We start from the raw sequence: 20,919 nt of genomic DNA on the forward strand, positions 1-20,919 counted from the left end.
CCGGAAAGGTCTGGAAATCGGATGAGCGAGCGAATCGAGCCGGTGTCATGACCACCCCCGCCGCCTACCGGGTCTCCCACCTGGACGCCCTGGAGGCGGAGAGCATCTTCGTGATGCGCGAGGTGGTCGCCGAGATGGAACGCCCGGTGCTGCTCTTCTCCGGCGGCAAGGACTCGATCGTCATGCTGCGGTTGGCGCAGAAGGCGTTCGCCCCGGCTAGCATTCCTTTCCCCGTCATGCACGTCGACACCGGGCACAACTTCCCGGAGGTCCTGGAATACCGCGACCAGCGGGTCGCCGAGCTGGGGTTGCATCTCGTGGTCGCGAGTGTGCCGGAGGCGCTGGCCAGCGGCATGGTCCGGGAGTCCGGCGACGGGATGCGCAACCGGATCCAGACGCCGGTGCTGCTGGACGCGGTGGAGAAACACCGCTTCGACGCGCTGTTCGGCGGTGCCCGCCGCGACGAGGAGAAGGCTCGGGCCAAGGAGCGGGTGTTCAGCTTCCGCGACGAGTTCGGCCAGTGGGACCCGAAGAACCAGCGGCCGGAGCTGTGGTCGCTGTACAACGGCCGCCACCACCCCGGGGAGTCGATCCGGATCTTCCCGCTGTCCAACTGGACCGAGCTGGACGTCTGGCACTACATCGCCCGGGAACGCATCCCGCTGCCCTCGATCTACTACGCGCACGAGCGCGAGGTGATCGAGCGCGACGGCATGGTCTACGCGGTGAACGAGTTCTTCCGCCCCCGCGCGGGTGAGGAGCGGTTCAAGGCGCAGGTGCGCTATCGCACCGTTGGCGACGCCTCCTGCACCGCGGCGGTCCGCTCCGACGCGGACACCGTGGAGAAGGTCATCGAGGAGGTGGCGGCCACCCGGATCACCGAGCGCGGCGCCACCCGTGGTGACGACCGGGTCAGCGAGGCCGCCATGGAGGACCGCAAGCGGGAGGGCTACTTCTGATGAGCACCGAGATCATGGCGTCCGCGAATGCGGAGGCCCGGGCTGTTACCGGGGCCGGGCCGGAGGCCCGGGCGATGGACCTGCTGCGCTTCGCGACCGCCGGCAGCGTGGACGACGGCAAGTCGACACTGATCGGTCGACTGCTCTACGACACCAAGTCGCTCTTCACCGACCAGTTGGCCGCGGTGGAGGCGGTCAGCGCGGCCCGCGGTGACGAGTACACGAACCTGGCACTGCTCACCGACGGTCTGCGGGCCGAACGGGAGCAGGGCATCACCATCGACGTGGCGTACCGGTACTTCGCCACCCCGCGCCGCAAGTTCATCATCGCCGACACCCCGGGGCACATCCAGTACACCCGCAACATGGTCACCGGGGCATCGACCGCCGACCTGGCGTTGATCCTGGTGGACGCCCGCAAGGGCCTGGTCGAGCAGTCCCGCCGGCACGCGTTCCTGTGCTCGCTGCTGCGGGTGCCGCACCTGGTCCTCTGTGTCAACAAGATGGACCTGGTGGACTGGTCGCAGGAGGTCTACGAGCGGATCGCCGACGAGTTCACCGCGTTCGCCGCGAAGCTCGACGTACCGGACCTGACCGTGGTGCCGGTCTCCGCGCTGCGCGGCGACAACATCGTCACCCGCTCCGAGAACATGCCCTGGTACGAGGGTCCGTCGCTGCTGCACCACCTGGAGCGGGTGCACATCGCCAGCGACCGCAACCTGGTCGACGTCCGGTTCCCGGTGCAGTACGTGATCCGTCCGCAGTCCACCACGGTCACCGACTACCGCGGCTACGCCGGTCAGGTGGCCTCCGGCGTGCTCAAGCCGGGTGACGAGGTGATGGTGCTGCCGTCCGGCTTCACCAGCCGGATCGCCGCCGTGGAGACCGCCGACGGGCCGGTCGCGGAGGCGTTCCCGCCGATGTCGGTGACGGTACGGCTGGCCGACGAGATCGACATCTCCCGGGGTGACCTGATCTGCCGGCCGAACAACGCGCCCGCGGTGGCCCAGGACATCGAGGCGATGGTCTGCTGGATGGACGAGACGGCCCCCCTGCGGGTCGGCGGTCGGTACGCGATCAAGCACACCACCCGGTCGGCGCGGGCGATCGTGCGTGGGCTGCACTACCGGTTGGACATCAATTCGCTGCACCGCGACGAGTCGGCCGACGAGCTGCGGCTCAACGAGATCGGCCGGGTGCGGCTGCGGACGACGGTGCCGCTGCTCGCCGACGAGTACCGGCGCAACCGCACCACCGGAGGTTTCGTCATCATCGACGAGGCCACCAACCGCACGGTGGGCGCCGCCATGATCGTCGAAGCCACCTGAGCCGGCCCCGACCGGCTTCCGGCAAGATCGCGCTCGATCCACGAAGTAGTGGCCTCACCCACTGGGCGAGGCCACTACTTCCATGTTCGAGCACGACCACCGACCCACGGTCACCGACCCACGGTCACCGACCCACGGTCACCGACCCACGGTCACCGACCCACGGTCACGGCAGGCGAGTGGCGCCGGGGGAGGGGAGGACCGTCACGGTGCCGGGGGCGGTGAAACCTCGCTCGGCGTAGGCGGCCTCGACGGCGGCGGTGACCTCGTCGGCGCGGTCGGCCTCGATCAGGGCCAGGACGCAGCCGCCGAAGCCGCCGCCGGTCATCCGGGCGCCCAGCGCGCCGGCCGCCAATGCCGCCTCGACCGCCGTGTCGATCTCCGGCACGGTGATCTCGAAGTCGTCGCGCATGGAGACGTGCGACGCGGTGAGCAGTGGGCCGATGTCGCGCACCCGGGCCGCGCGCAGCAGCGCCACCGTGTCCAGTACGCGTTGGTCCTCGGTGACGACGTGCCGGACCCGTCGCCGGGTTTCCTCGTCGTCGAGCTGGGCCAGCGCGGTGTCGAGCTGGTCGACGCCCACATCCCGCAGCGCGGGGACGCCGAGCGCGCTGGCCCCGGCCTCGCAGGAGCGGCGGCGGGCAGCGTACTCACCGTCGGCGTGCCGGTGCGGCGCCCGACTGTCGATCACCAGCACCGCCAGCCCGGCGGCGTCCAGGTCGAACGGGATCTGCTCGACCGACTCGTCGCGGCAGTCCAGGAACAGGGCGTGCCCGGCACGGCAGCGGATCACGGCGGACTGATCCATGATCCCGGTCGGAGCGCCCACGTAGACGTTCTCCGCCCGCTGCGCCACCCGGGGCTGTAGTTCCGCGGGCAGCTCCAGCCCGCCCAGATCGAGCAGGGCGGCCAGCACCGCCGACTCCAGTGCGGCCGAGGAGGAGAGCCCGGAGCCCAGCGGTACGTCGGAGGCGATGGCCAGCCGTGCGCCCGGAACTCGGTGACCGGCCTCGCGCAGCGCCCAGACCACCCCGGCGACGTACGCGCCCCAGCCGGTCACCCGACCCGCCTCGGCGACGTCGTCCGCCCCGAAGGTGATCGTCTCGTCGGAGAGCTCGGACCAGACCGTCCACTGCTCCGCGTCCTGCCGGTCGGCGGCGACGACCGTACGCAACGGCAGCGCGAAGGGCAGCACGAACCCCTCGTTGTAGTCGGTGTGCTCGCCGATCAGGTTGACCCGACCGGGAGCCGCCCAGCGGCCGGCGGCCTGGCCGCCGTACCGTGTGGTGAAGCCGGCGGCGGCCCGGTCTTCCACGGCGCGCGTGGGGTCGGTCACGGCTGCTGCTCCAGGATGTACGTGCGGTAGAAGGCCCAGGCGTCACCGACCATGTCGTGCAGGGTCGGCTTCTGCGGCACCCAGCCCAGCTCGTCGCGGGCCAACGCGGAGGAGGCGACCAGCTCGGCCGGGTCACCCTCGCGGCGCGGGGCCACCTCGACCGGCAGCGGGTGCCCGGTGACCTCGCGGACCACGTCGACGACCTGGCGGTTGGTGAAGCCGTTGCCGTTGCCCAGGTTGTAGATCCGGTGTTGCCCGCTGGTGGCCGCCCCCAGCGCCAGCAGGTGCGCGCGGGCCAGGTCGGCGACGTGGATGTAGTCGCGGACGCAGGTGCCGTCCAGGGTGGGGTAGTCGTCGCCGAAGAGCTGGAGCTTCTGCCGCCGGCCGGCGGCGACCTCCAGCGCGATCGGGATCAGGTGCGTCTCCGGGTCGTGTCGTTCCCCGAGCGCGACGTCGCCGTCGAGGTGGGCGCCCGCCACGTTGAAGTAGCGCAGCGACACGGCGGCCAGCCCGTGCGCGATCGTCTCGGAGGTGAGCACCATGTCGGCGGCGAGCTTGGTGGCGCCGTACGTGTTGGTGGGTGCCTTGACCGCGCTCTCCGGAATCGGCAGCTCGGTGGGGTTGCCGTAGACGGCGGCGGTGGAGGAGAAGACCATGCGGGGCACCCCGGCGGCCCGGACCGCGTCGATCAGGGCGAGTGTGCCGACGGTGTTGTTCTGCCAGTACAGCTCCGGCTTGACCATCGACTCGCCGGCGGCGATCAGGGCCGCGAAGTGCAGCACCCCGTCGAAGCCGGCGTCGGCGGTGAGGACGCGGGCGGCGTCGTGGATGGACGCCTCGACGTGGGTCGCGTCCGGGGCGAGTGCCTCGCGGTGCCCGGTGCGCAGGTCGTCCAGGACGACCACCTCGTGACCCGCGTCGAGCAGCATCCGGGTCACTACGCTGCCGATGAAGCCGGCCCCCCCGGTGACGAGCAGTTTCACGTCGTTTGCCTCCTGCCTGGCCCGCCCGGGACGGGGCCTTCGCTGATCACCCTAGGGGGGCGCTCGGTGCCCGTACCGACGGCACCGCCATCCTCATTCCATCATAAACTCTCATGATTAAACAGACCCGAACATATGCGATCCGCTCGGCCCGATCCCCGGTGCGGTGAGCGAACGGTGTCTACCATCTCTGTCATGCGGGAAGCGGCCCGTACCGGGCTCCGGCGACGCGTGCGGGTGCGGCCCCGCCGCGACCCCGGGCCGCTCGCCCGAGCCGTCGCCCGCGTGCTGGTCCGCACCGCCGACGGCGCCTCCCGACTCGTCACCGACCTGCTCGGCGCCGGACCGGCGGCCGGCCGGGAGCGCATCACCGAGGCCGAGTTGCGGGACCTGGTCGCGGCGAACACCGTGCTCGACCCGGACGAACGGCGGATCATCGACGAGGTCCTGGTGGCCGGCGCCAGCCTGATCCGCGAGGTGATGATGCCGCGCACCGAGGTCGTCTTCCTTCCGGCGCGGCTCACCATCGCCGAGGCCGCCCGGCTGGTCCGCGCCGAAACGCACACCCGTTACCCGGTCACCGACGGCACCCACGACGACGTGGTCGGCTTCGTGCACCTCCGGGACGTGCTGCTGCGGCCGGACGCCGATCCGTGTGCCACCGTCGGCGAACTGGCCCGGGAGGTGAAGCGACTTCCCGGGAGCAAACGGGTGCTACCCGCGCTTACCGAGATGCGCCGGGAAGGCCAGCACCTGGCGGTGGTCGTCGACGAGTACGGCGGCACCGCCGGCATCGTCACGCTGGAGGACCTCATCGAGGAGGTGATCGGCGAGATCCGCGACGAGTACGACACCACGTCGGACCCGGTGCACACCGGCCTGCCGGCCGTGGTGGACGGCCGCCTCAACCTCGCCGACTTCGCCGAACGGACCGGGGTGGCGTTACCCGCCGGGCCGTACGAGACGGTCGGCGGGTTCGTGATGGCGGCGCTGGGTCGGCTCCCGGTGACCGGCGACGAGGTGTCGGTGTCCGGTGAGTCGGCCGACGTCGGCGGGCCGGATCCGGCCGCTCCCCCGGGCGGCTGGCTGCTGCGGGTCCTCGCGCTGGACGGCCGGCGGGTGGCCCGGCTCGCGGTCTCCGCCGTCCGGGTGCCGGAGCAGCAGCGCCGCGAGCGGGACACCGAGCAGCGTCGCGAGCACCGTGTCGGGCCGGCGCGGGAGACGGTGGCCGGGCAGCGCCACGGGTTGCCGGCCGAGCCGACGCGCCGGGTCGGTCCGGGCGCGTCACCCGAGGTCAGCAGCCCGACACCGGCGGGCCGCGGCCGACCCGCCGGCCCGTCATGACGCACCCGGTTGCTTGCTGACAGAATTATCGCCATGTCCGACGTACCCGCCCGTCCCCGCGTCTTCTCCGGCATCCAGCCGACGGCCGACTCGTTCCACCTCGGCAACTATCTGGGCGCGGTGCGGCACTGGGTGGCGTTGCAGGAAACCCACGACGCGTTCTACTGCGTGGTGGACCTGCACGCCATCACCGCGGGGCACGACCCGGCCCTGTTGCGGCAACGGACGCGGGTGGCCGCCGCCCAGCTCTTCGCGGTCGGGCTCGACCCGGAGCGCAGCACCCTGTTCGTGCAGTCGCAGGTGCCCGAGCACCCGCAGCTGGCCTGGGTGCTCGGCTGCATCACCGGCTTCGGCGAGGCCAGCCGGATGACCCAGTTCAAGGACAAGTCGCAGAAGCAGGGCAACGAGCGGGCCAGCGTCGGGCTGTTCACCTACCCGGTCCTGCAGGCCGCCGACATCCTGCTCTACCAGGCCAACGCGGTGCCGGTCGGCGAGGACCAGCGCCAGCACCTGGAGCTGTCCCGGGATCTGGCCCAGCGGTTCAACTCGCTGTTCGGCCCGACGTTCACGGTGCCCGCCCCGCACATCGTCAAGGACACCGCGAAGATCACCGACCTGCAGGACCCGACGGCGAAGATGTCGAAGTCGTCGTCCTCGCCCGCTGGCATCATCGACCTGTTGGACGATCCGGCGCGGTCCGCGAAGAAGATCCGGTCGGCGGTCACGGACACCGGTCGGGAGATCGTCTTCGACGCCGAGACGAAGCCGGGGGTATCCAATCTGCTGACCATCCACTCGGCGCTCAGTGGCCGCGGCATCGACGAGTTGGTGGCCGCGTTCGCCGGCCGCGGCTACGGCGACCTGAAGAAGGAGTTGGCCGAGGTGGTGGCGGAGTTCGTCCGTCCGGTCCAGGAGCGCACCCGCGCCTACCTCGACGACCCGGCGCAGTTGGACAAGCTGCTCGCCGCCGGCGCGGAGAAGGCCCGCGCGGTGGCGGCGGAGACCCTAAGGTCCACGTACGAGCGGGTCGGGTTCTTCCCGCCCGTGCGCGGCGAGTAGCTCCGCGGGACAGATGAACGGGTCGGTGGCCGGAGGGGCGGCGCGAAGCGTGGATCGCAGTGGCGGGGTGCCGCCGACCGGCGACACCATCCAGATCGGCATCGCGGTGGACATTCCCGAGCCCTGGGGGGCCCAGCTCACCCGGCGCCGGGTCGAGGCCGGCGACCCACTCGCGGTGCCCGCGCACGTGACGTTGCTCGGGCCGACCGAGATCCGGACGACGAGCCTGCCCGCCGTAGAGCGGCACCTGGCCGCCGTCGCCGCCACGCACCTGCCGTTCGCGCTGCACCTGCGGGGCACCGGTACGTTCCGTCCGGTCACCCAGGTGGTGTTCGTCGCGGTGGCCGCCGGCATCAGCGAGTGTGAGTTGCTGGCCGCCGCCATCACCTCGACGCCGGACCTACACCGCAAGGCCCGCTTCCCGTACCATCCGCACGTCACCGTGGCGCAGGACGTGGCACCGGAGACACTGGACCGGGTGTACGAGGATCTGGCCGACTTCTCCGCGATGTTCGAGGTCGACGCGTTCACCCTCTTCTCGCACAGCGGGGAGGCCCGGTGGCAGCCGCGTCGGGACTTCCGCCTCGGCACCTGAACCGTCGGCGACGCGCCGGTCGGTGCGCATCGGAAGCCGGTTGCCACTACGGCGGTGGGAGATCGGCGAGGATGATCGCGTGAACGTGATCGGCTGGATCGAAGCGGGCATCGACCGCTGGGTGAGCGCCGCGCGCCACCGGTCGGGGCTCTTCGATCACGTGTGGCGCGCCGGCACCCTGTACGGCGAGGTGCTGGCCGGGCGGCTGGCCGCCGCGATCGCCTACTACGGCTTCTTCGCGGTGTTCGCCCTCGCCCTTGTCGCGTTCTCCATCTTCGGTGCGATCCTGGAGGACAACGACGACGTCAGCGCGGCGGCGGCCGACTTCCTCAAGGAGAACCTGCCCTTCCTGGACGCCGATCAGATCGCCAACTCCAGCGGCACGGTCGGTGTGGTCGGCCTGGTCATCCTGGTCTTCACCGGCATCGGCTGGGTGGAGGCCATCCGGTCCTCGCAGCGGCTGATGTACGACCTCAACCAGCAGCCAGGCAATCTGGTGATGCGGCGGTTGGTCGACCTGGGCGTGATGATCGGCATCTTCGTGCTGCTCGGCCTCTCGGTCGCGGCGGTGGACGCGCTGGAGTCGTTTCTGCGTTTCCTGCTGCGCAGCACCGGGTCGGTGGGTCTCACCACGATCAGCGCGGTGCTCAGCGTGCTCGTCAACGCGGTCCTCGCCACCGCGTTGCTCCTCGCGGTGCCCCGGCTGCGGATGAGCCGGTCCCGGCTGCGCCCGGTGGTGCTGTTGGTGGCCGTCGGGATCACCCTGTTGAACACGGTGGGGCGGTACTACGTGGTGCGTACCGAGCGGAATCCGGCGTACACGGTGGTGGCCGGCGCCGTCGGTCTGCTGCTCTACCTCTATCTGCTCAACCAACTGGTGCTCTTCGGTGCCGCGCTCCTCGCCACCAGCAGGAACGGGCGGGTCGTGGACCTGGCGGAGGCCGCCGCCCCGGCGGGTGTGGTCGACGACGACACCGATCCCGGTACGCCAGGCGGTGCGAGCTGAGGACGGAAGGTGTACAGATGCTGATCTCGGTCGACGCGGACTCGTCGGTGCCCCCGTACGAGCAGGTCAGGGGGCAACTCGCCGAGATGGTCGGCGACGGTCGGCTGCCGGTCGGGTGTCGACTGCCCACCGTCCGGCAGCTCGCCGCCGACCTCGGGCTGGCCGCGAACACGGTGGCTCGGGCGTACCGGGAGTTGGAGGCGGCGGGACTGTTGGAGACCCGGGGACGCAACGGCACGTTCGTCGCCCCCGGCCGGGACGACGCCGTCGACCGGCTACACCGGGTTGCCGTCGAGTACGCCGCCGAGGCACGGCGGCTGGCTGTCCCCCCGGACCGTGCTGTCGCTCTCGTCCGCGCTGCCGTCGACGCCACCCGGCACGACTGAGACGAGGACGGAGAGACGCTCCGTCGCCGAAGCTCGCGTTTCCGTGCCACCAGCAGATCTCGCCGTTGGCCGGGCGCCTCCGGGCCGGGGCCGATATTGACCCCTGTGCCACCTCTGGGTAGCGTTCATCGCCGCCTGCGGCGAGTGGTGGCGCTGCTGCCGCTTGAGCAATGACACGGGGAGCCCAGTGAACGAGACCGGACGGGATGCCGGATTAGTTCCGGTGGACCGCAGGACGACGCCGAGAAGATGGCTCCTGCTGGCGGTGCCTGCCCTGGTGCTGGTGCTGGGTGCGCTGGCGGCCGTCGTGGTGCCGCGAGACACGGACGGACCCCCGACACGCTTCGCTAGTCCGCTGGACGTCTTGGGCGAACCGCTGCCCGGTCGGGCCCCGACCGTCGCCCCCACCAAAGTGTTCGAGGTCTTCCCCGGCTTGACACTGGACAAGGTCACGGATGCCTGGGCGAAGCGGTGGCCGGTCCCGGTCACGGTGGACGGCGCGCTGCACATCATCCGGGTGACCCTGCCAGGCAAGCAGGGCCAACTGTCGGCGGCGGTCGGTCAGCCCTCGAAGGACCGCCGCGACGAGGTGGCCCAGATCCTCTGCCGCGTGAAGCTGCGTGATGCCGTGCGGCGGCCGTTGCTGCAGACGCTGGTCGACGGTTGCATCGGCCCGGCGCTCGCGGCGAAGGAGCGCAGCGTAGTGCTCGACTGGCTGATCGGCGTGGATTTCTCCGTCCCGAATCTTGAGTCCCGGCGGACCTCCGGCTACGAACTGCAGGCCGTCCACAACTCCGACACGACCTTCGCACTCAAGTTGTTCGCACGCTGATTCCGCGTGACACCTCGTCAGGCCGGCTGACCGTCGCCGACCGCCCACCGGACGGGCGGAAACTGAGCCGAAAGCCGCCGACGCTCGCGTTCGCGGACCATGATGAGCCGGTGGGCGCACTCATGACACTGGACCTGCCGGCCGACTCGCCGCTCCTCGGGCTGCCCTGGATCATCACCTTCGGTCCGCTCGGTGACCTCGACGAGTGGGAGCCGGTGGTCTGCGGGCCGTACGAGCGGCCGCACGCGTTGGCGCTGGCCGAGGCGGTGGTGGCCGAGGAGCAACTGATGGCGGTGGTGGAGCCGTTGCTGCCGGCGCTGTCCGCCGACGAGATCCGCAGTGAGATCGCCGCCGCGCAGGTCGCCGCCGAGGACGAGGCCCGCCAGGTCGAGGGCGCCGATCTGTACGGCGACTTCGAGGACGTGATCGACGAGGAGTTGGACGCCGCCGCCGACGAGGCCGGTCACGGTGCGCCCGCCGAGCCGCCGGACGAGGCCGAGGTCCGCGACGGTTTCACCCGGATCGCGGCGCTGCTCACCGCGAAGTGACTGCGGGGCCGTCAGCGGGTCGGCGGACCGTCCAGCACGCAGAACTCGTTGCCCTCCGGGTCGGCGAGCACGGTGAACCCTTCGGTCCCGGTCTGCCCGACGTCGACGTGCCGTGCACCGAGGCTCAGCAGCCGTCGTACCTCGGTCTCGGGGTCCGCGTCCGCGACCAGGTCGAGATGCAGCCGGTTCTTGCCCCGCTTGGCGGTGCCCGAGCCCTGCAACCACACGGTGGGCGCGGCGCCCGGCGTCTGCTCCGGCGGCCAGAGCAGGGCGCTGCCGTCGTCGCCCTGTTCGACCTCGTAGCCGAGCGCCGCGGACCAGAACGCGACCATCACGTCCAGATCCTCGACGTCGAGCGTGCACTGCGCGATCCGTACCCTCATCGGTCACCTCCGTAGTGACGGTGCCCGATGCGGTACCCACGACGGTTGCGCGCCACACCACCGGCGGCGCACGGACACCGGCGCCACGCGGAGCGAACTCCGCGTGGCGCCGGTGACACCTCACCCCCCACCACAAGGGGTCGGTAGCCCAGCCGCCCGTCGGCGCGGGGCACAACGAACGACCAGGTCGAGTGGTTGTTACCCGATCAGCGCCGTTGTAACCAGGCAGCCGAGTCAATCGGCAGCAGGTGGTCGCCGCCCGGTCCGGTGAGCGCGTCGCTGGCGACGAGCGGCTGACCGTACCCGTCGATCTTGACCGGTGTGCCGCTGAGGTTTACCACGCAGATCAGTGTGTCGTCGCCGACGGTGCGGGCGAAGGCCAGCACTCCCGGCTCGCTCTCCAGCCAGGTGATCCCGTCGGCCTCGTCGGCCAACGCCGGGTGCTGGTGGCGGATCCGCAGCGCGGCCCGGTACAGCTCCAACGTCGAGCCGGGCACGCCGGTCTGCGCGCTCACGGACAGGGCGCGCCAGGTTGCCGGGGCGGGCAGCCAGCTCAGCTCGCTGCCGTCCGGGCCGAAGCCGTACGGGGCCAGCTCGCCGCTCCACGGGATGGGCACCCGGCAGCCGTCGCGGCTCTCGCCGGTGCGCAGGAACGCCGGGTCCTGGCGCAGCTCGTCCGGGAGGTCGAGGACCTCCGGCAGGCCCAGTTCCTCGCCCTGGTACAGGTAGGCGCAGCCGGGCAGGGCCAGCATCAGCAGGCTGGCGGCGCGGGCCCGGCGCAGCCCTTCGACGCCGTCGCCGTAGCGGGTGACGTGCCGCTGCTTGTCGTGGTTGGACAGCACCCAGGTGGTCGGTGCCCCGACCACGCTCGCCTCGGCCAGTGCCGTGTCGATCACCTTGCGGAACGAGTCGGCCGACCAGGTGGCGTCGAGGAAGTCGAAGCTGAACGCCTGGTGCAACTCGTTCGGACCGATGTAGCGCGCCAGGCGCTGGGGCGTCTCGGCCCACGCCTCGGCGACCGCCATCCGACCCCCGGGGTAGCTGTCCAGGATGGGTCGCCAGGCACGGTAGATCTCGTGCACCTCGTCCTGGTCGAAGTAGGGGAGCCGGCCCTTGCCGAGCAGCTCGACCTGGCGCTGGCCGGTGGTCGTCGTGCTGAAGCCGACGTCCGGCAGCCCCTCGGCCTTGATCATGCCGTGCGCCACGTCGACGCGGAATCCGTCCACGCCCCGGTCCAGCCAGAACCGCAGCACGTCCTCGAATTCGGCGCGGACCTCCGGGTGACGCCAGTTCAGGTCCGGCTGGGCGGGGTCGAACAGGTGCAGGTACCACTGGCCGTCCGCGACCCGGGACCAGGCGGGGCCGCCGAAGATGCTCTCCCAGTCGTTCGGGGGCAGTTCGCCGTGTGCGCCCCGGCCCTCGGCGAAGAGGTAGCGGGTCCGCTCCGGCGAGCCGGGGCCGGCGGCGAGGGCGGCGGTGAACCACGGGTGCGCGTGGGAGGTGTGGTTGGGCACCAGGTCGACGATGATCCGCAGTCCGAGGGCGTGCGCGTCGGTGATCATCGCGTCGAAGTCGGCGAGGGTGCCGAACATCGGGTCGACGTCCCGGTAGTCGGCGACGTCGTACCCGCCGTCGATCATCGGGGAGGTGTAGAAGGGGGTCAGCCAGAGCGCGTCCACCCCGAGGTCGCGCAGGTACGGCAGGCGTTGCCGAATGCCCTGGAGATCGCCGGTGCCGTCGCCGTCGCTGTCGGCGAAGCTGCGGACGTACACCTGGTAGACGACCGCGGAGCGCCACCAGTAGAGATCATCGGTGTGGGGCGGGGTGGCGGTGCTGATCATCGGAGCAATATGCCGCCCGGAAGCTGCAAGAGTCAAGCAGATCTTGCGTAAGGCAGACGTGCGGCGCTCGGTACGACCGCGGTGGAACCGCGCACCACCAGCTCCGGGCGGAAGAGGTACTCCGAGTGCGGAGCGCCGTACCCGTTGATCTCGTCCACCAGGGCGCGGACGGCGGCCACCGCCATCGCGGTGACCGGCTGCCGCATGGTGGTCAACGGCGGGTCGGTGAACGCCATCAGCGGCGAGTCGTCGTAGCCGACCACGGATACGTCGTCGGGCACCCGGAGGCCGCGTTGGCGGGCCGCCCGGATCGCGCCGAGCGCCATCAGGTCGGAGCCGCAGACCATGCCTGTGACGCCGCGGTCGAGCAGCCGGCCGGCCGCCGCCTCGCCACCCTCCACACCGAACAGCGACAGCTCGGCAAGTGGGCCGAGGCTGGCCTCCGCCACACCGGCGAGTCGGGTCATCGCCGAGCGCCAGCCGGACACCTTGCGCTGCACCGGGACAAACCGGTCCGGGCCGGTGATCAGGCCGATCCGTCGGTGCCCGAGCGCGACCAGGTGGGCGACGGCCAACTCGGCGGCCTCCCGGTCGTCACAGGAGACGAAGGGGGCGCCGATGTCCGGCACGTGCCCGTTGATCATCACGACCGGCAGGGGCCGGGCGAGCAACGCCCGGTAGCGGTCGTGGTTGGCGGCGGTGTCGGCGTGCAGACCGGAGACGAAGACGATTCCGGAGACCTGCCGGTCCAGCAGCATCTCCACGTACTCGTCCTCGGTCACGCCCCCGGCGGTCTGGGTGCAGAGCACCGGGGTGAACCCGCTCTGCGCCAGGGTCGACTCGATGACCTGGGCGAAGGCGGGGAAGATCGGGTTGTCCAGCTCCGGCACCACCAGGCCGACCAGCCCGGCGCTGCGCTTGCGCAGCCGGGCCGGGCGCTCGTAGCCGAGCACGTCCAGTGCGGTGAGGACGGCCTGCCGGGTCTCCGGTGCCACTCCGGGGCGGTCGTTGAGCACCCGCGACACCGTGGCCTCGCTGACTTCGGCCTGCTGGGCGATGTCGGACAGTCGAGCGCGCATGGCGGCACTTTAGTCCACCGGCAAGTTCTTGCCGGGCGCTCTGCAAAATCTTCCATCCTTCGCAATCTCTTGCAGACTGTTCATGCGGAGGGGGGCGACGATCCGGTGCCTGCCGCTGACCGGTGCCACCGAGTGCGCTGCACGATACGGCCCTGTCGTTGGTGGCCTGGCACCTTCGAGTTGAGGCCCCCCTTTACTCGGCCGCACACATCGGCATGCGTTGACCCCTTCGCGCGAGGCTGATAGTTTCGATCCATCGCAGCGGCCGATGCGAGCAATGTTCCTTAGATTGACGGGGAGATCGATGAACATTCGCCTTGTGCGCGCCTTTTCGGCTGCCGCTATTATCGCCGGAGGCCTATTCTTGGCACCGGTCAGCTCTGCTCAAGCCGCACCCCTCACTCTTGTTTGCGAGGGTGACTCAGGGGCTCAATGGGTTAGCTATAAGTGTGATGGCACCAGGAGCGGGAAGACGGAGTTCCGGATCGCTGGAGAATTCTGCAACCAGCGCGGATGCTCCTGGCGGTTCGGTAACTGGGTGAAGTACAACTCGGGCAACTACTCGAGGGCGAGCGATCCGTCGCTCTATTACAGTGGCCTCACCACGACCGAACACCGGTAGTCCGCAGTAATTATCGAAGTCTAATTTGCGCGGGCGAACTGAGTCACCAAACGGCTCAGTTCGCCCGCTGTTTTTCTGGCAAATTTGGCTTCTTTGGTGACGTGTGCAGCAGATCTGAATTTGTGTCGAGTCGGTGTTGACGCCGTCGATGCCGTGATCGTTGTACCGCATTCCACTCGGGCCAATCCGATCTGCGCAGACGGCGGATTTCTGTTCGGGTCGACCTTCGACACCCGGGGGTCTCCTGCCGTTGGCGCTCGGCCGAGGCGCGCTACAGATGATGGTGTCGTCCGCCGCCCGGTGGGCGACGAGTCGACGGTTGCGACGAGGTGCTGAACGTCGAGGTCGCTCCGCAGGCGGCACGCCGACCGTCGACCCCCCTACTACAAATGGTCGTTGACAGGGGAGGATGGCGGCGTGGAAGCGCTGCGACTCATCCTCCTCTATGTCCATCTGATCGGCTTCGCCCTGCTGCTCGGCGGCTCGATCGCCCAATACCTCAGTGGCCGGATCCGGATCAACCCGGCCATGCTCTGGGGGGCGGTGATCCAGTTGCTGACCGGGCTCGGCCTCTCCGCGCCGCTGCGCGACGGCGACGAGCCGGCACCCGCGAAACTTGTGACGAAGTTGGTCATCGCGTTGCTGATCTTCGTCATGGTCTTCTTCTCGCGGAAGCGAGACGTGGTAAACCGTGGTCATTTCCTCGCGATCGTCGGTCTGACCCTGGTCAACGCGGCGGTCGCGGTCTTTTGGCGGTAACGTCCGAGGGGGGCCGCCGCCCCGGGGAAACGGACGTTACGGACGCCTGGACACGCCGTTACCAGCACCAGGAGTGATGTGCCCCACGCAAGGGTTACACCCGGGTAACAGGCGCTCAACAGTCGTGCACGATTGTCGGCCGGTGGGTGGGCGCGGGCGTACGCTCCCGTCCGTAACGTGGGACAGCCGGCGGCACACCGCAGGTCGGCTGATGGGCTGCCACCGCACTAGGCGCGGTGAGCAATGGGAAGGAGACGTCTTGCGCTCGGTGCGTGGGATGCGGATCGCCTCGATCGTCGCGGTGGGTGGGCTCGCGCTCACCGCCGCCGCTTGTGGCGAGGCCCCCAAGGATGACAACAACGCCGGCAGTGGCGCCAAGAAGTTCAGCGCCTGCATGGTGACCGACGTCGGCGGCATCGACGACAAGTCGTTCAACGCCTCGGCCTGGCAGGGTCTGAAGGACGCCAAGGCCGCCAACGACAACATCGACATCAAGTTCGTCGCGTCGAAGGCCGAGGCCGACTACGAGCCGAACCTGACGCAGTACGTCAACCAGAAGTGCGACTTCATCCTGGCGGTCGGTGGCCTGATGCAGAACGCCACCTCGAAGATCGCCAAGGCGAACCCGAACCAGGAGTTCGGCATCGTCGACGCGAACCCGGGGGACGCCAACGTCTACCCGATGCAGTTCGACACCGCCCAGGCCGCCTTCCAGGCCGGTTACCTGGCCGCCGGGATGACCAAGACCGGCAAGGTGGCCACCTACGGCGCCCTGCCGATCCCGCCGGTCACCATCTTCATGGACGGCTTCGTCGACGGCGTGGCGTACTTCAACACCACCAAGAAGAAGAACGTCCAGGCGCTGGGTTGGAGCAAGGAGACCCAGAAGGGTTCCTTCACCAACGACTTCGCCAAGCAGGACGAGGGCAAGAAGGTCTCCGACGCGCTGGTCGCCCAGGGCGCGGACATCATCATGCCGGTCGCCGGCGGCTCCGGCCTCGGCACCACCGCCGCGGCCAAGGCCTCGGGCGGCAAGTACAGCACCATCTGGGTGGACGTCGACGGCTGCCAGAGCACCCCGGACTGCTCGGCGATCATCACCACGGTCGTCAAGAACATCCCGGAAGCCGTCAAGGAGGCCGTGGTCAAGGCCGCCGCCGGTGACAAGCTGCCGGCCAAGCCGGGCTTCGTCGGCACCCTGGCCAACAACGGTGTCTCGATCGCTCCGTACCACGACTTCGACAGCAAGGTTCCGGCCGAGCTGAAGGCCGAGGTTGAGAAGATCAAGGCGGACATCGCCGCCGGCACCATCACCGTCACCTCGAAGGCCCAGCCGACCAAGTGACGACCAGCCGGCCCCTCCGGTGAGATCATCGGGGGGTCGGCGGGGGAACAGGTACGACCGACCGGCCGCTCTGGCCCCGCGGGTGACCGTGGGGTCGGAGCGGCCGATCGCGCACCACGTCAACCGGCCGCTCCGGTCGGGTCGACGGCAGCTAGGCTGCACCATCGCTCGCACTCCAGGAGGTTGCGCTGAGACTCGAACTGCGCGGCATCACCAAGCGGTTCGGTGATCTGGTCGCCAACGACCACATCGACCTGACGGTGGAGCCTGGAGAGATCCACGCCCTGCTCGGCGAGAACGGCGCGGGCAAGTCGACACTGATGAACGTGCTCTACGGGCTCTACCAGCCCGACGAGGGCGAGATCCTGGTCGACGGCAAGCCGTTGAAGCTGAAGGGCCCGTCCGACGCGATCGGCGCCGGGATCGGCATGGTGCACCAGCACTTCATGCTGGTGCCGGTCTTCACCGTCGCCGAAAACATCATGCTCGGCGCCGAGCAGACCCGGGGCGGCATCGCCGGCTTCCTGGACCGCCGCCGCGCCCGGCGCGAGGTCACCGAGGTGTCCGAGCGCTACAACCTGCGGGTCGACCCGGACGCGGTGATCGAGGACCTGCCGGTCGGCATCCAGCAGCGTGTCGAGATCGTCAAGGCGCTCACCCGCGACGTCGACCTGCTCATCCTGGACGAGCCGACCGCCGTGCTCACGCCGCAGGAGACCGAGGAACTGTTGACGGTCATGCGGTCGCTCAAGGCGGCCGGCAAGTCGATCGTCTTCATCACCCACAAGCTGGGCGAGGTCAAGGCCATCGCCGACCGGATCACCGTGATCCGACGCGGAAAGACCGTGGGCACCGCCTCGCCGGAGGCCAGCCGGGACGAGCTGGCGGCCCTGATGGTCGGGCGCAACGTCCGGCTGACCGTGGACAAGGCCCCGGCGACTCCCGGTGAGCCCGTGCTGGAGGTGGCCGGGCTCGTCGTCGACGACGACCGGCAGATCCGTGCGGTCGACGGCATCGACCTGACCGTGCGCGCCGGTGAGGTGCTCGGCGTGGCGGGCGTACAGGGCAACGGTCAGACCGAGCTGATCGAGGCGATCATGGGTCTACGCCCGGTGCTCGCCGGCACGGTCAGCCTGGTCGGGGACCGGATCGACGGCTGGAAGCCCAAGAAGGTGCTCCGCGCGGGCGTCGGCTACGTGCCCGAGGACCGCAGCGTGGACGGCCTGGTCAAGGAGTTCAGCGTCGCGGAGAACCTGGTGCTGGACATCTACGACCGGCCGCCGTTCGGTGCCGGGCTCGCGCTGAAGCCGGAGGCGATCGCCGCCTCGGCGAAGGAGCGGATCGAGCAGTTCGACGTCCGTACCTCATCGGCCGACGCGGCGGTGGGCACCCTCTCCGGCGGCAACCAGCAGAAGGTGATCGTGGCCCGGGAGTTGTCCCGGCCACTGAAGCTGTTCATCGCCGCCCAGCCGACCCGTGGCGTCGACGTCGGGTCGATCGAGTTCATCCACAGCCAGATCATCCGCGAGCGGGACATCGGCACCGCCGTCATGGTGGTGTCCAGCGAGCTCGACGAGGTGATCGGGCTGGCCGACCGGATCGCGGTCATGTACCGCGGTCGGATCATCGGGATCGTCGGCCCGGACACCCCGCGCGAGGAGATTGGCCTGCTGATGGCCGGCATCAGCCCGGACGCGGCCCACGAGCGCGACCCGGACGCCGTGCCCAGCGACGGGCCGGCCACCGACGGGAGCCCGGCGAGCGACCCAGGTTCCGCGAGCGAGGACGAGGCATGACCAACCCCCCAACCCCGCAGCCCGGCTCGCCGGACAAGGAGCCGGCGAGCGAGGCGCAGGCCGCGCAGAACACGCTCGGCAACACCGAACGGGCCGAGGTGGCGACCGAGCCGGGCGGCTCGGCGTCCACGCCGGAGCCGGAGCAGAAGCCGAGTCTGGGCCGGTTGTTCATGGACAACCTCTGGGCGGCCAACACCTTCACGGTGACCCTGCTGTCGCTGGTGCTGGCGATCGTGGTCGGCGCCGTGCTGATGATCATTTCTGATCCGGCGGTGCTGTCCACGTACTCGTACATCACCTCCCGACCGTCCGACGCGATCAACTCCAGCTGGACGCTTGTCAGCGAGGCGTACGCGAACCTGTTCAAGGGCTCGGTCTTCGACCCCGAGGCGTTCTCCGGCTGGGTGAACGGCACGGGAAGCTGGCAGGCCGTGCTCGCGCCGATCTCGGAGACGCTCACCTACGCCGCGCCGCTCGTCTTCACCGGCCTGTCGGTGGCGCTGGCCTTCCGGGGCGGCCTGTTCAACATCGGCGCCCAGGGTCAGGCCACCATCGGCGTGATCATGGCGGCCCTGGCCGGCTTCCTGCTGCCCCTGCCGCCCGGCCTGCACCTGCTGGTGGCGGTGCTGGCCGGCGCTCTGGGCGGAGCGATCTGGGGTTTCATCCCCGGCATCCTCAAGGCCCGTGCCGGCGCGCACGAGGTGATCAACACGATCATGCTCAACTACGTCGCCACGTACTTCCTCACCTGGTTGATCGTGCAGAACGGCGTGCAGGACCCGACCCGCACCGACGCGATCAGCAAGGCGGTGGACACCTCCGCCCAGCTGCCCCGACTGCTCGGCGACAACCTGCGGGTGCACGCCGGCATCCTGCTCGCCGTGCTGGCCACCTGGGCGGTCGCCTGGCTGTTGAACCGTTCGACGCTCGGCTTCGAGCTGCGGGCGGTCGGCGCCAACCCGGACGCCGCCCGCACCGCGGGCATCAGCGTCACGCGGACGTACATCCTGATCATGGTCTTCGCCGGCATCCTGGCGGGCCTGGGCGGCTCGAACATGGTGCTGGGCTCGACCGCCAGCGCGTTGACCCCGCTGGTGGTCGCGCAGATCGGCTTCGACGGCATCCTGGTGGCGTTGCTGGGGCGGGTGAAGCCCTGGGGGGTGCTGCTGGCCGCGTTGCTGTTCGGGGCGTTGCAGGCCGGCGGCAACCGGATGCAGTCGTACTCCGGGATCTCGCTGGAGCTGGTGACCGTGCTCCAGGCGCTGATCGTCATCTTCATCGCCGCGCCGGCCCTGGTGAAGGCGATCTTCCAGCTCCGGGCCGCGCGCGCCGCCCGGTTGCAGACGAGCCTGGCGAAGGGCTGGTAACTCATGTCCACCATGGCTGTCCCCGACATCGCGGTCGCCCCGGTCGACGAGGGCTTCTGGACGCGGAGCCGCAAGGTCGGCCTCACGCTGCTGGGGCTCGGCCTGCTGGCCGCGGTGCTCTTCGGCGCGCTCGCCACCGACCAGCAGGCACGATTCACCCTCAGCGACGACGCGGCCGGCGCCGCACTGGAGATCAACGGCACGATCGGCGCGATCCTGTTCGGGATCATCGCGATCGCCGCCGGCGCGGCGCTGCTCGCCGGGGTGCCGAAGCGGTGGTTCCTCCCGGTGCTCGGCGTCGGGCTGGTCGGCTTCGTGCTCTCGTTCCTCTGCTGGCAGGTCTCCGCCGCGCCGGCCGGGCAGAACTTCATGCCGCTGGTCAACATCATCCGGGGCACGTTCATCCTGGCCCTGCCGTTGATCTTCGGGGCGCTCGCCGGGGTGCTCTGCGAACGCTCAGGTGTGGTCAACGTTGCCATCGAGGGCCAGTTGCTGATGGGCGCCTTCAGCGGCGCGCTCTTCGGCAGCATCTCCGGCAGCGTCTGGGTGGGCCTGGTCGCCGCCGCCATCGGCGGCGCGTTCATCTCGCTGCTGCTGGCCGTCTTCGCGATCCGCTACCTGGTCGACCAGGTGGTCATGGGCATCGTGCTGAACCTGCTGGCGGTCGGCGTCACCGGCTTCCTCTACGAGCGGCTGATGCAGACCGACGCGGCGAAATACAACAGCGCGCCCCGCTTCAGCAACTGGGAGATCCCGCTGCTGAAGGACATCCCGGTGCTCGGGCCGGCGCTGTTCCGCGGCAACATCTTCCTCTACCTCGGGCTGCTGCTGGTGCTGGTGATCCACATCGGGTTGTTCCGGACCCGGTGGGGGCTGCGGACCCGCTCGGTCGGCGAACACCCGATCGCCGCGGACACGCTCGGCGTCAAGGTGCTGCGGGTGCGCTACCGCAACGTGCTGCTGGCCGGGGTGGTCGCCGGCATCGGCGGGGCCTCCTACACGCTGGCGCTCTACTCGTTCACGAAGAACATGATCGGCGGCAAGGGCTTCATCGCCCTGGCCGCGCTGATCTTCGGCCGGTGGAACCCGACCGGCGCGCTGCTCGCCGCGCTCTTCTTCGGGTTCGCCGACCAGCTCGCCACCTACCTGGGCGCGATCAGCAGCTCGATCCCCAGCCAGTTCCTGGCCATGCTGCCCTACCTGGCGACCATCCTGGCGGTCGCCGGGCTGGTCGGCCGGGTCCGGGCACCAGCCGCCGACGGCAAGCCGTACATCAAGGGCTGACCCCGGAGCCGTGCCCGGCCGGCCTCCTCGCCGGGCACGCCCCCGCATCCATCCAGACCCTCCGAGG

The 20,919-nt window shown here is 70.0% G+C and carries 18 protein-coding genes and 1 pseudogene; 14 read left to right on the top strand and 5 right to left on the bottom strand.

Annotated features, from left to right (window positions below; all coding sequences use genetic code 11):
* Positions 1-47: 47 nt before the first annotated feature.
* Positions 48-959 carry a sulfate adenylyltransferase subunit CysD gene (cysD, locus tag AB0C25_RS01565; RefSeq protein ID WP_357368455.1) on the top strand — a complete coding sequence of 304 codons (912 nt, stop codon included), beginning with the start codon at positions 48-50 and terminating at the stop codon, positions 957-959.
* A 14-nt stretch (positions 960-973) separates the two neighbouring features.
* The gene (locus tag AB0C25_RS01570; protein ID WP_357369016.1) at positions 974-2,287 is read left to right on the top strand and encodes a GTP-binding protein; all 1,314 of its coding nucleotides are present in this window, start codon (positions 974-976) and stop codon (positions 2,285-2,287) included.
* Positions 2,288-2,453: 166 nt separating this feature from the next.
* Here the strand turns inward: AB0C25_RS01570 and galK are convergent, their stop codons facing one another.
* Both galK and galE read right to left on the bottom strand, forming a co-directional pair.
* The gene (galK, locus tag AB0C25_RS01575; protein WP_357368457.1) at positions 2,454-3,623 is read right to left on the bottom strand and encodes a galactokinase; all 1,170 of its coding nucleotides are present in this window, start codon (positions 3,621-3,623) and stop codon (positions 2,454-2,456) included.
* A complete protein-coding gene (gene galE, locus AB0C25_RS01580) occupies positions 3,620-4,552 on the bottom strand; it encodes a UDP-glucose 4-epimerase GalE (protein ID WP_357369018.1) in 933 nt (310 codons plus the stop codon). Before galE ends, galK begins: the two co-directional genes overlap by 4 nt.
* A 249-nt stretch (positions 4,553-4,801) precedes the next feature.
* On the opposite strand from galE, the pseudogene AB0C25_RS01585 reads away from it, so the two are divergent.
* The 7 genes and pseudogenes from AB0C25_RS01585 to AB0C25_RS01615 all read left to right on the top strand — a co-directional run.
* Positions 4,802-5,779 (top strand): annotated as a pseudogene (locus AB0C25_RS01585) (hemolysin family protein); the annotation flags it as partial.
* A gap of 204 nt (positions 5,780-5,983) precedes the next feature.
* On the top strand, positions 5,984-7,009 hold the full coding sequence (gene trpS / locus AB0C25_RS01590; protein WP_357368459.1) for a tryptophan--tRNA ligase: 1,026 nt from the start codon (positions 5,984-5,986) through the stop codon (positions 7,007-7,009).
* Positions 7,010-7,022: 13 nt separating this feature from the next.
* Positions 7,023-7,604 (top strand): 2'-5' RNA ligase family protein, encoded by a 582-nt coding sequence (locus tag AB0C25_RS01595; protein WP_357368461.1) that lies wholly within the window; start codon positions 7,023-7,025, stop codon positions 7,602-7,604.
* Positions 7,605-7,683: 79 nt separating this feature from the next.
* Positions 7,684-8,610, top strand: coding sequence for a YhjD/YihY/BrkB family envelope integrity protein (locus tag AB0C25_RS01600; protein WP_357368463.1), 927 nt, complete (start codon positions 7,684-7,686; stop codon positions 8,608-8,610).
* A 17-nt stretch (positions 8,611-8,627) separates the two neighbouring features.
* Positions 8,628-8,996, top strand: coding sequence for a GntR family transcriptional regulator (locus AB0C25_RS01605; protein ID WP_357368465.1), 369 nt, complete (start codon positions 8,628-8,630; stop codon positions 8,994-8,996).
* Positions 8,997-9,183: 187 nt separating this feature from the next.
* Positions 9,184-9,828, top strand: coding sequence for a hypothetical protein (locus AB0C25_RS01610; RefSeq protein WP_357368467.1), 645 nt, complete (start codon positions 9,184-9,186; stop codon positions 9,826-9,828).
* Positions 9,829-9,938: 110 nt separating this feature from the next.
* On the top strand, positions 9,939-10,376 hold the full coding sequence (locus AB0C25_RS01615; protein ID WP_357368469.1) for a hypothetical protein: 438 nt from the start codon (positions 9,939-9,941) through the stop codon (positions 10,374-10,376).
* Between the two features lie 11 nt (positions 10,377-10,387).
* Here AB0C25_RS01615 and AB0C25_RS01620 read toward each other — a convergent pair whose 3' ends face one another.
* The 3 genes from AB0C25_RS01620 to AB0C25_RS01630 form a co-directional block, all read right to left on the bottom strand.
* Complete coding sequence (locus tag AB0C25_RS01620) at positions 10,388-10,759, bottom strand: VOC family protein (RefSeq protein ID WP_357368471.1); 372 nt, start codon at positions 10,757-10,759, stop codon at positions 10,388-10,390.
* Between the two features lie 206 nt (positions 10,760-10,965).
* The gene (locus tag AB0C25_RS01625; protein WP_357368473.1) at positions 10,966-12,600 is read right to left on the bottom strand and encodes a glycoside hydrolase family 13 protein; all 1,635 of its coding nucleotides are present in this window, start codon (positions 12,598-12,600) and stop codon (positions 10,966-10,968) included.
* Between the two features lie 32 nt (positions 12,601-12,632).
* Positions 12,633-13,679: a LacI family DNA-binding transcriptional regulator gene (locus AB0C25_RS01630; protein WP_357368475.1), complete on the bottom strand. Its 1,047-nt coding sequence runs from the start codon at positions 13,677-13,679 to the stop codon at positions 12,633-12,635.
* 1,039 nt (positions 13,680-14,718) lie between these two features.
* On the opposite strand from AB0C25_RS01630, the gene AB0C25_RS01635 reads away from it, so the two are divergent.
* The 5 genes from AB0C25_RS01635 (at position 14,719) to AB0C25_RS01655 (ending at position 20,852) form a co-directional block, all read left to right on the top strand.
* Positions 14,719-15,060 carry a hypothetical protein gene (locus AB0C25_RS01635; RefSeq protein WP_357242364.1) on the top strand — a complete coding sequence of 114 codons (342 nt, stop codon included), beginning with the start codon at positions 14,719-14,721 and terminating at the stop codon, positions 15,058-15,060.
* A 277-nt stretch (positions 15,061-15,337) separates the two neighbouring features.
* On the top strand, positions 15,338-16,405 hold the full coding sequence (locus AB0C25_RS01640; protein ID WP_357369020.1) for a BMP family ABC transporter substrate-binding protein: 1,068 nt from the start codon (positions 15,338-15,340) through the stop codon (positions 16,403-16,405).
* 248 nt (positions 16,406-16,653) lie between these two features.
* Complete coding sequence (locus tag AB0C25_RS01645; protein WP_357369022.1) at positions 16,654-18,201, top strand: ABC transporter ATP-binding protein; 1,548 nt, start codon at positions 16,654-16,656, stop codon at positions 18,199-18,201.
* Complete coding sequence (locus AB0C25_RS01650) at positions 18,198-19,568, top strand: ABC transporter permease (protein WP_357368477.1); 1,371 nt, start codon at positions 18,198-18,200, stop codon at positions 19,566-19,568. Before AB0C25_RS01645 ends, AB0C25_RS01650 begins: the two co-directional genes overlap by 4 nt.
* Before the next feature lie 3 nt (positions 19,569-19,571).
* Positions 19,572-20,852: an ABC transporter permease gene (locus AB0C25_RS01655; RefSeq protein ID WP_357241422.1), complete on the top strand. Its 1,281-nt coding sequence runs from the start codon at positions 19,572-19,574 to the stop codon at positions 20,850-20,852.
* Positions 20,853-20,919 lie beyond the last annotated feature (67 nt).

Source organism: Micromonospora sp. NPDC048839 (assembly GCF_040649915.1).
Lineage (GTDB): Bacteria > Actinomycetota > Actinomycetes > Mycobacteriales > Micromonosporaceae > Micromonospora.

Excerpts from the sequence above, each read along its gene's own strand:
- AB0C25_RS01650 (WP_357368477.1), top strand. The coding sequence starts at position 18,198 with ATGACCAACCCCCCAACCCCGCAGCCCGGCTCGCCGGACAAGGAGCCG.
- AB0C25_RS01625 (WP_357368473.1), bottom strand. The coding sequence starts at position 12,600 with ATGATCAGCACCGCCACCCCGCCCCACACCGATGATCTCTACTGGTGG.
- AB0C25_RS01630 (WP_357368475.1), bottom strand. The coding sequence starts at position 13,679 with ATGCGCGCTCGACTGTCCGACATCGCCCAGCAGGCCGAAGTCAGCGAG.
- galE (WP_357369018.1), bottom strand. The coding sequence starts at position 4,552 with ATGCTGCTCGACGCGGGTCACGAGGTGGTCGTCCTGGACGACCTGCGC.
- AB0C25_RS01655 (WP_357241422.1), top strand. The coding sequence starts at position 19,572 with ATGTCCACCATGGCTGTCCCCGACATCGCGGTCGCCCCGGTCGACGAG.
- AB0C25_RS01605 (WP_357368465.1), top strand. The coding sequence starts at position 8,628 with ATGCTGATCTCGGTCGACGCGGACTCGTCGGTGCCCCCGTACGAGCAG.
- AB0C25_RS01640 (WP_357369020.1), top strand. The coding sequence starts at position 15,338 with ATGCGGATCGCCTCGATCGTCGCGGTGGGTGGGCTCGCGCTCACCGCC.
- AB0C25_RS01595 (WP_357368461.1), top strand. The coding sequence starts at position 7,023 with ATGAACGGGTCGGTGGCCGGAGGGGCGGCGCGAAGCGTGGATCGCAGT.
- trpS (WP_357368459.1), top strand. The coding sequence starts at position 5,984 with ATGTCCGACGTACCCGCCCGTCCCCGCGTCTTCTCCGGCATCCAGCCG.
- AB0C25_RS01570 (WP_357369016.1), top strand. The coding sequence starts at position 974 with ATGGCGTCCGCGAATGCGGAGGCCCGGGCTGTTACCGGGGCCGGGCCG.
- cysD (WP_357368455.1), top strand. The coding sequence starts at position 48 with ATGACCACCCCCGCCGCCTACCGGGTCTCCCACCTGGACGCCCTGGAG.
- AB0C25_RS01620 (WP_357368471.1), bottom strand. The coding sequence starts at position 10,759 with ATGAGGGTACGGATCGCGCAGTGCACGCTCGACGTCGAGGATCTGGAC.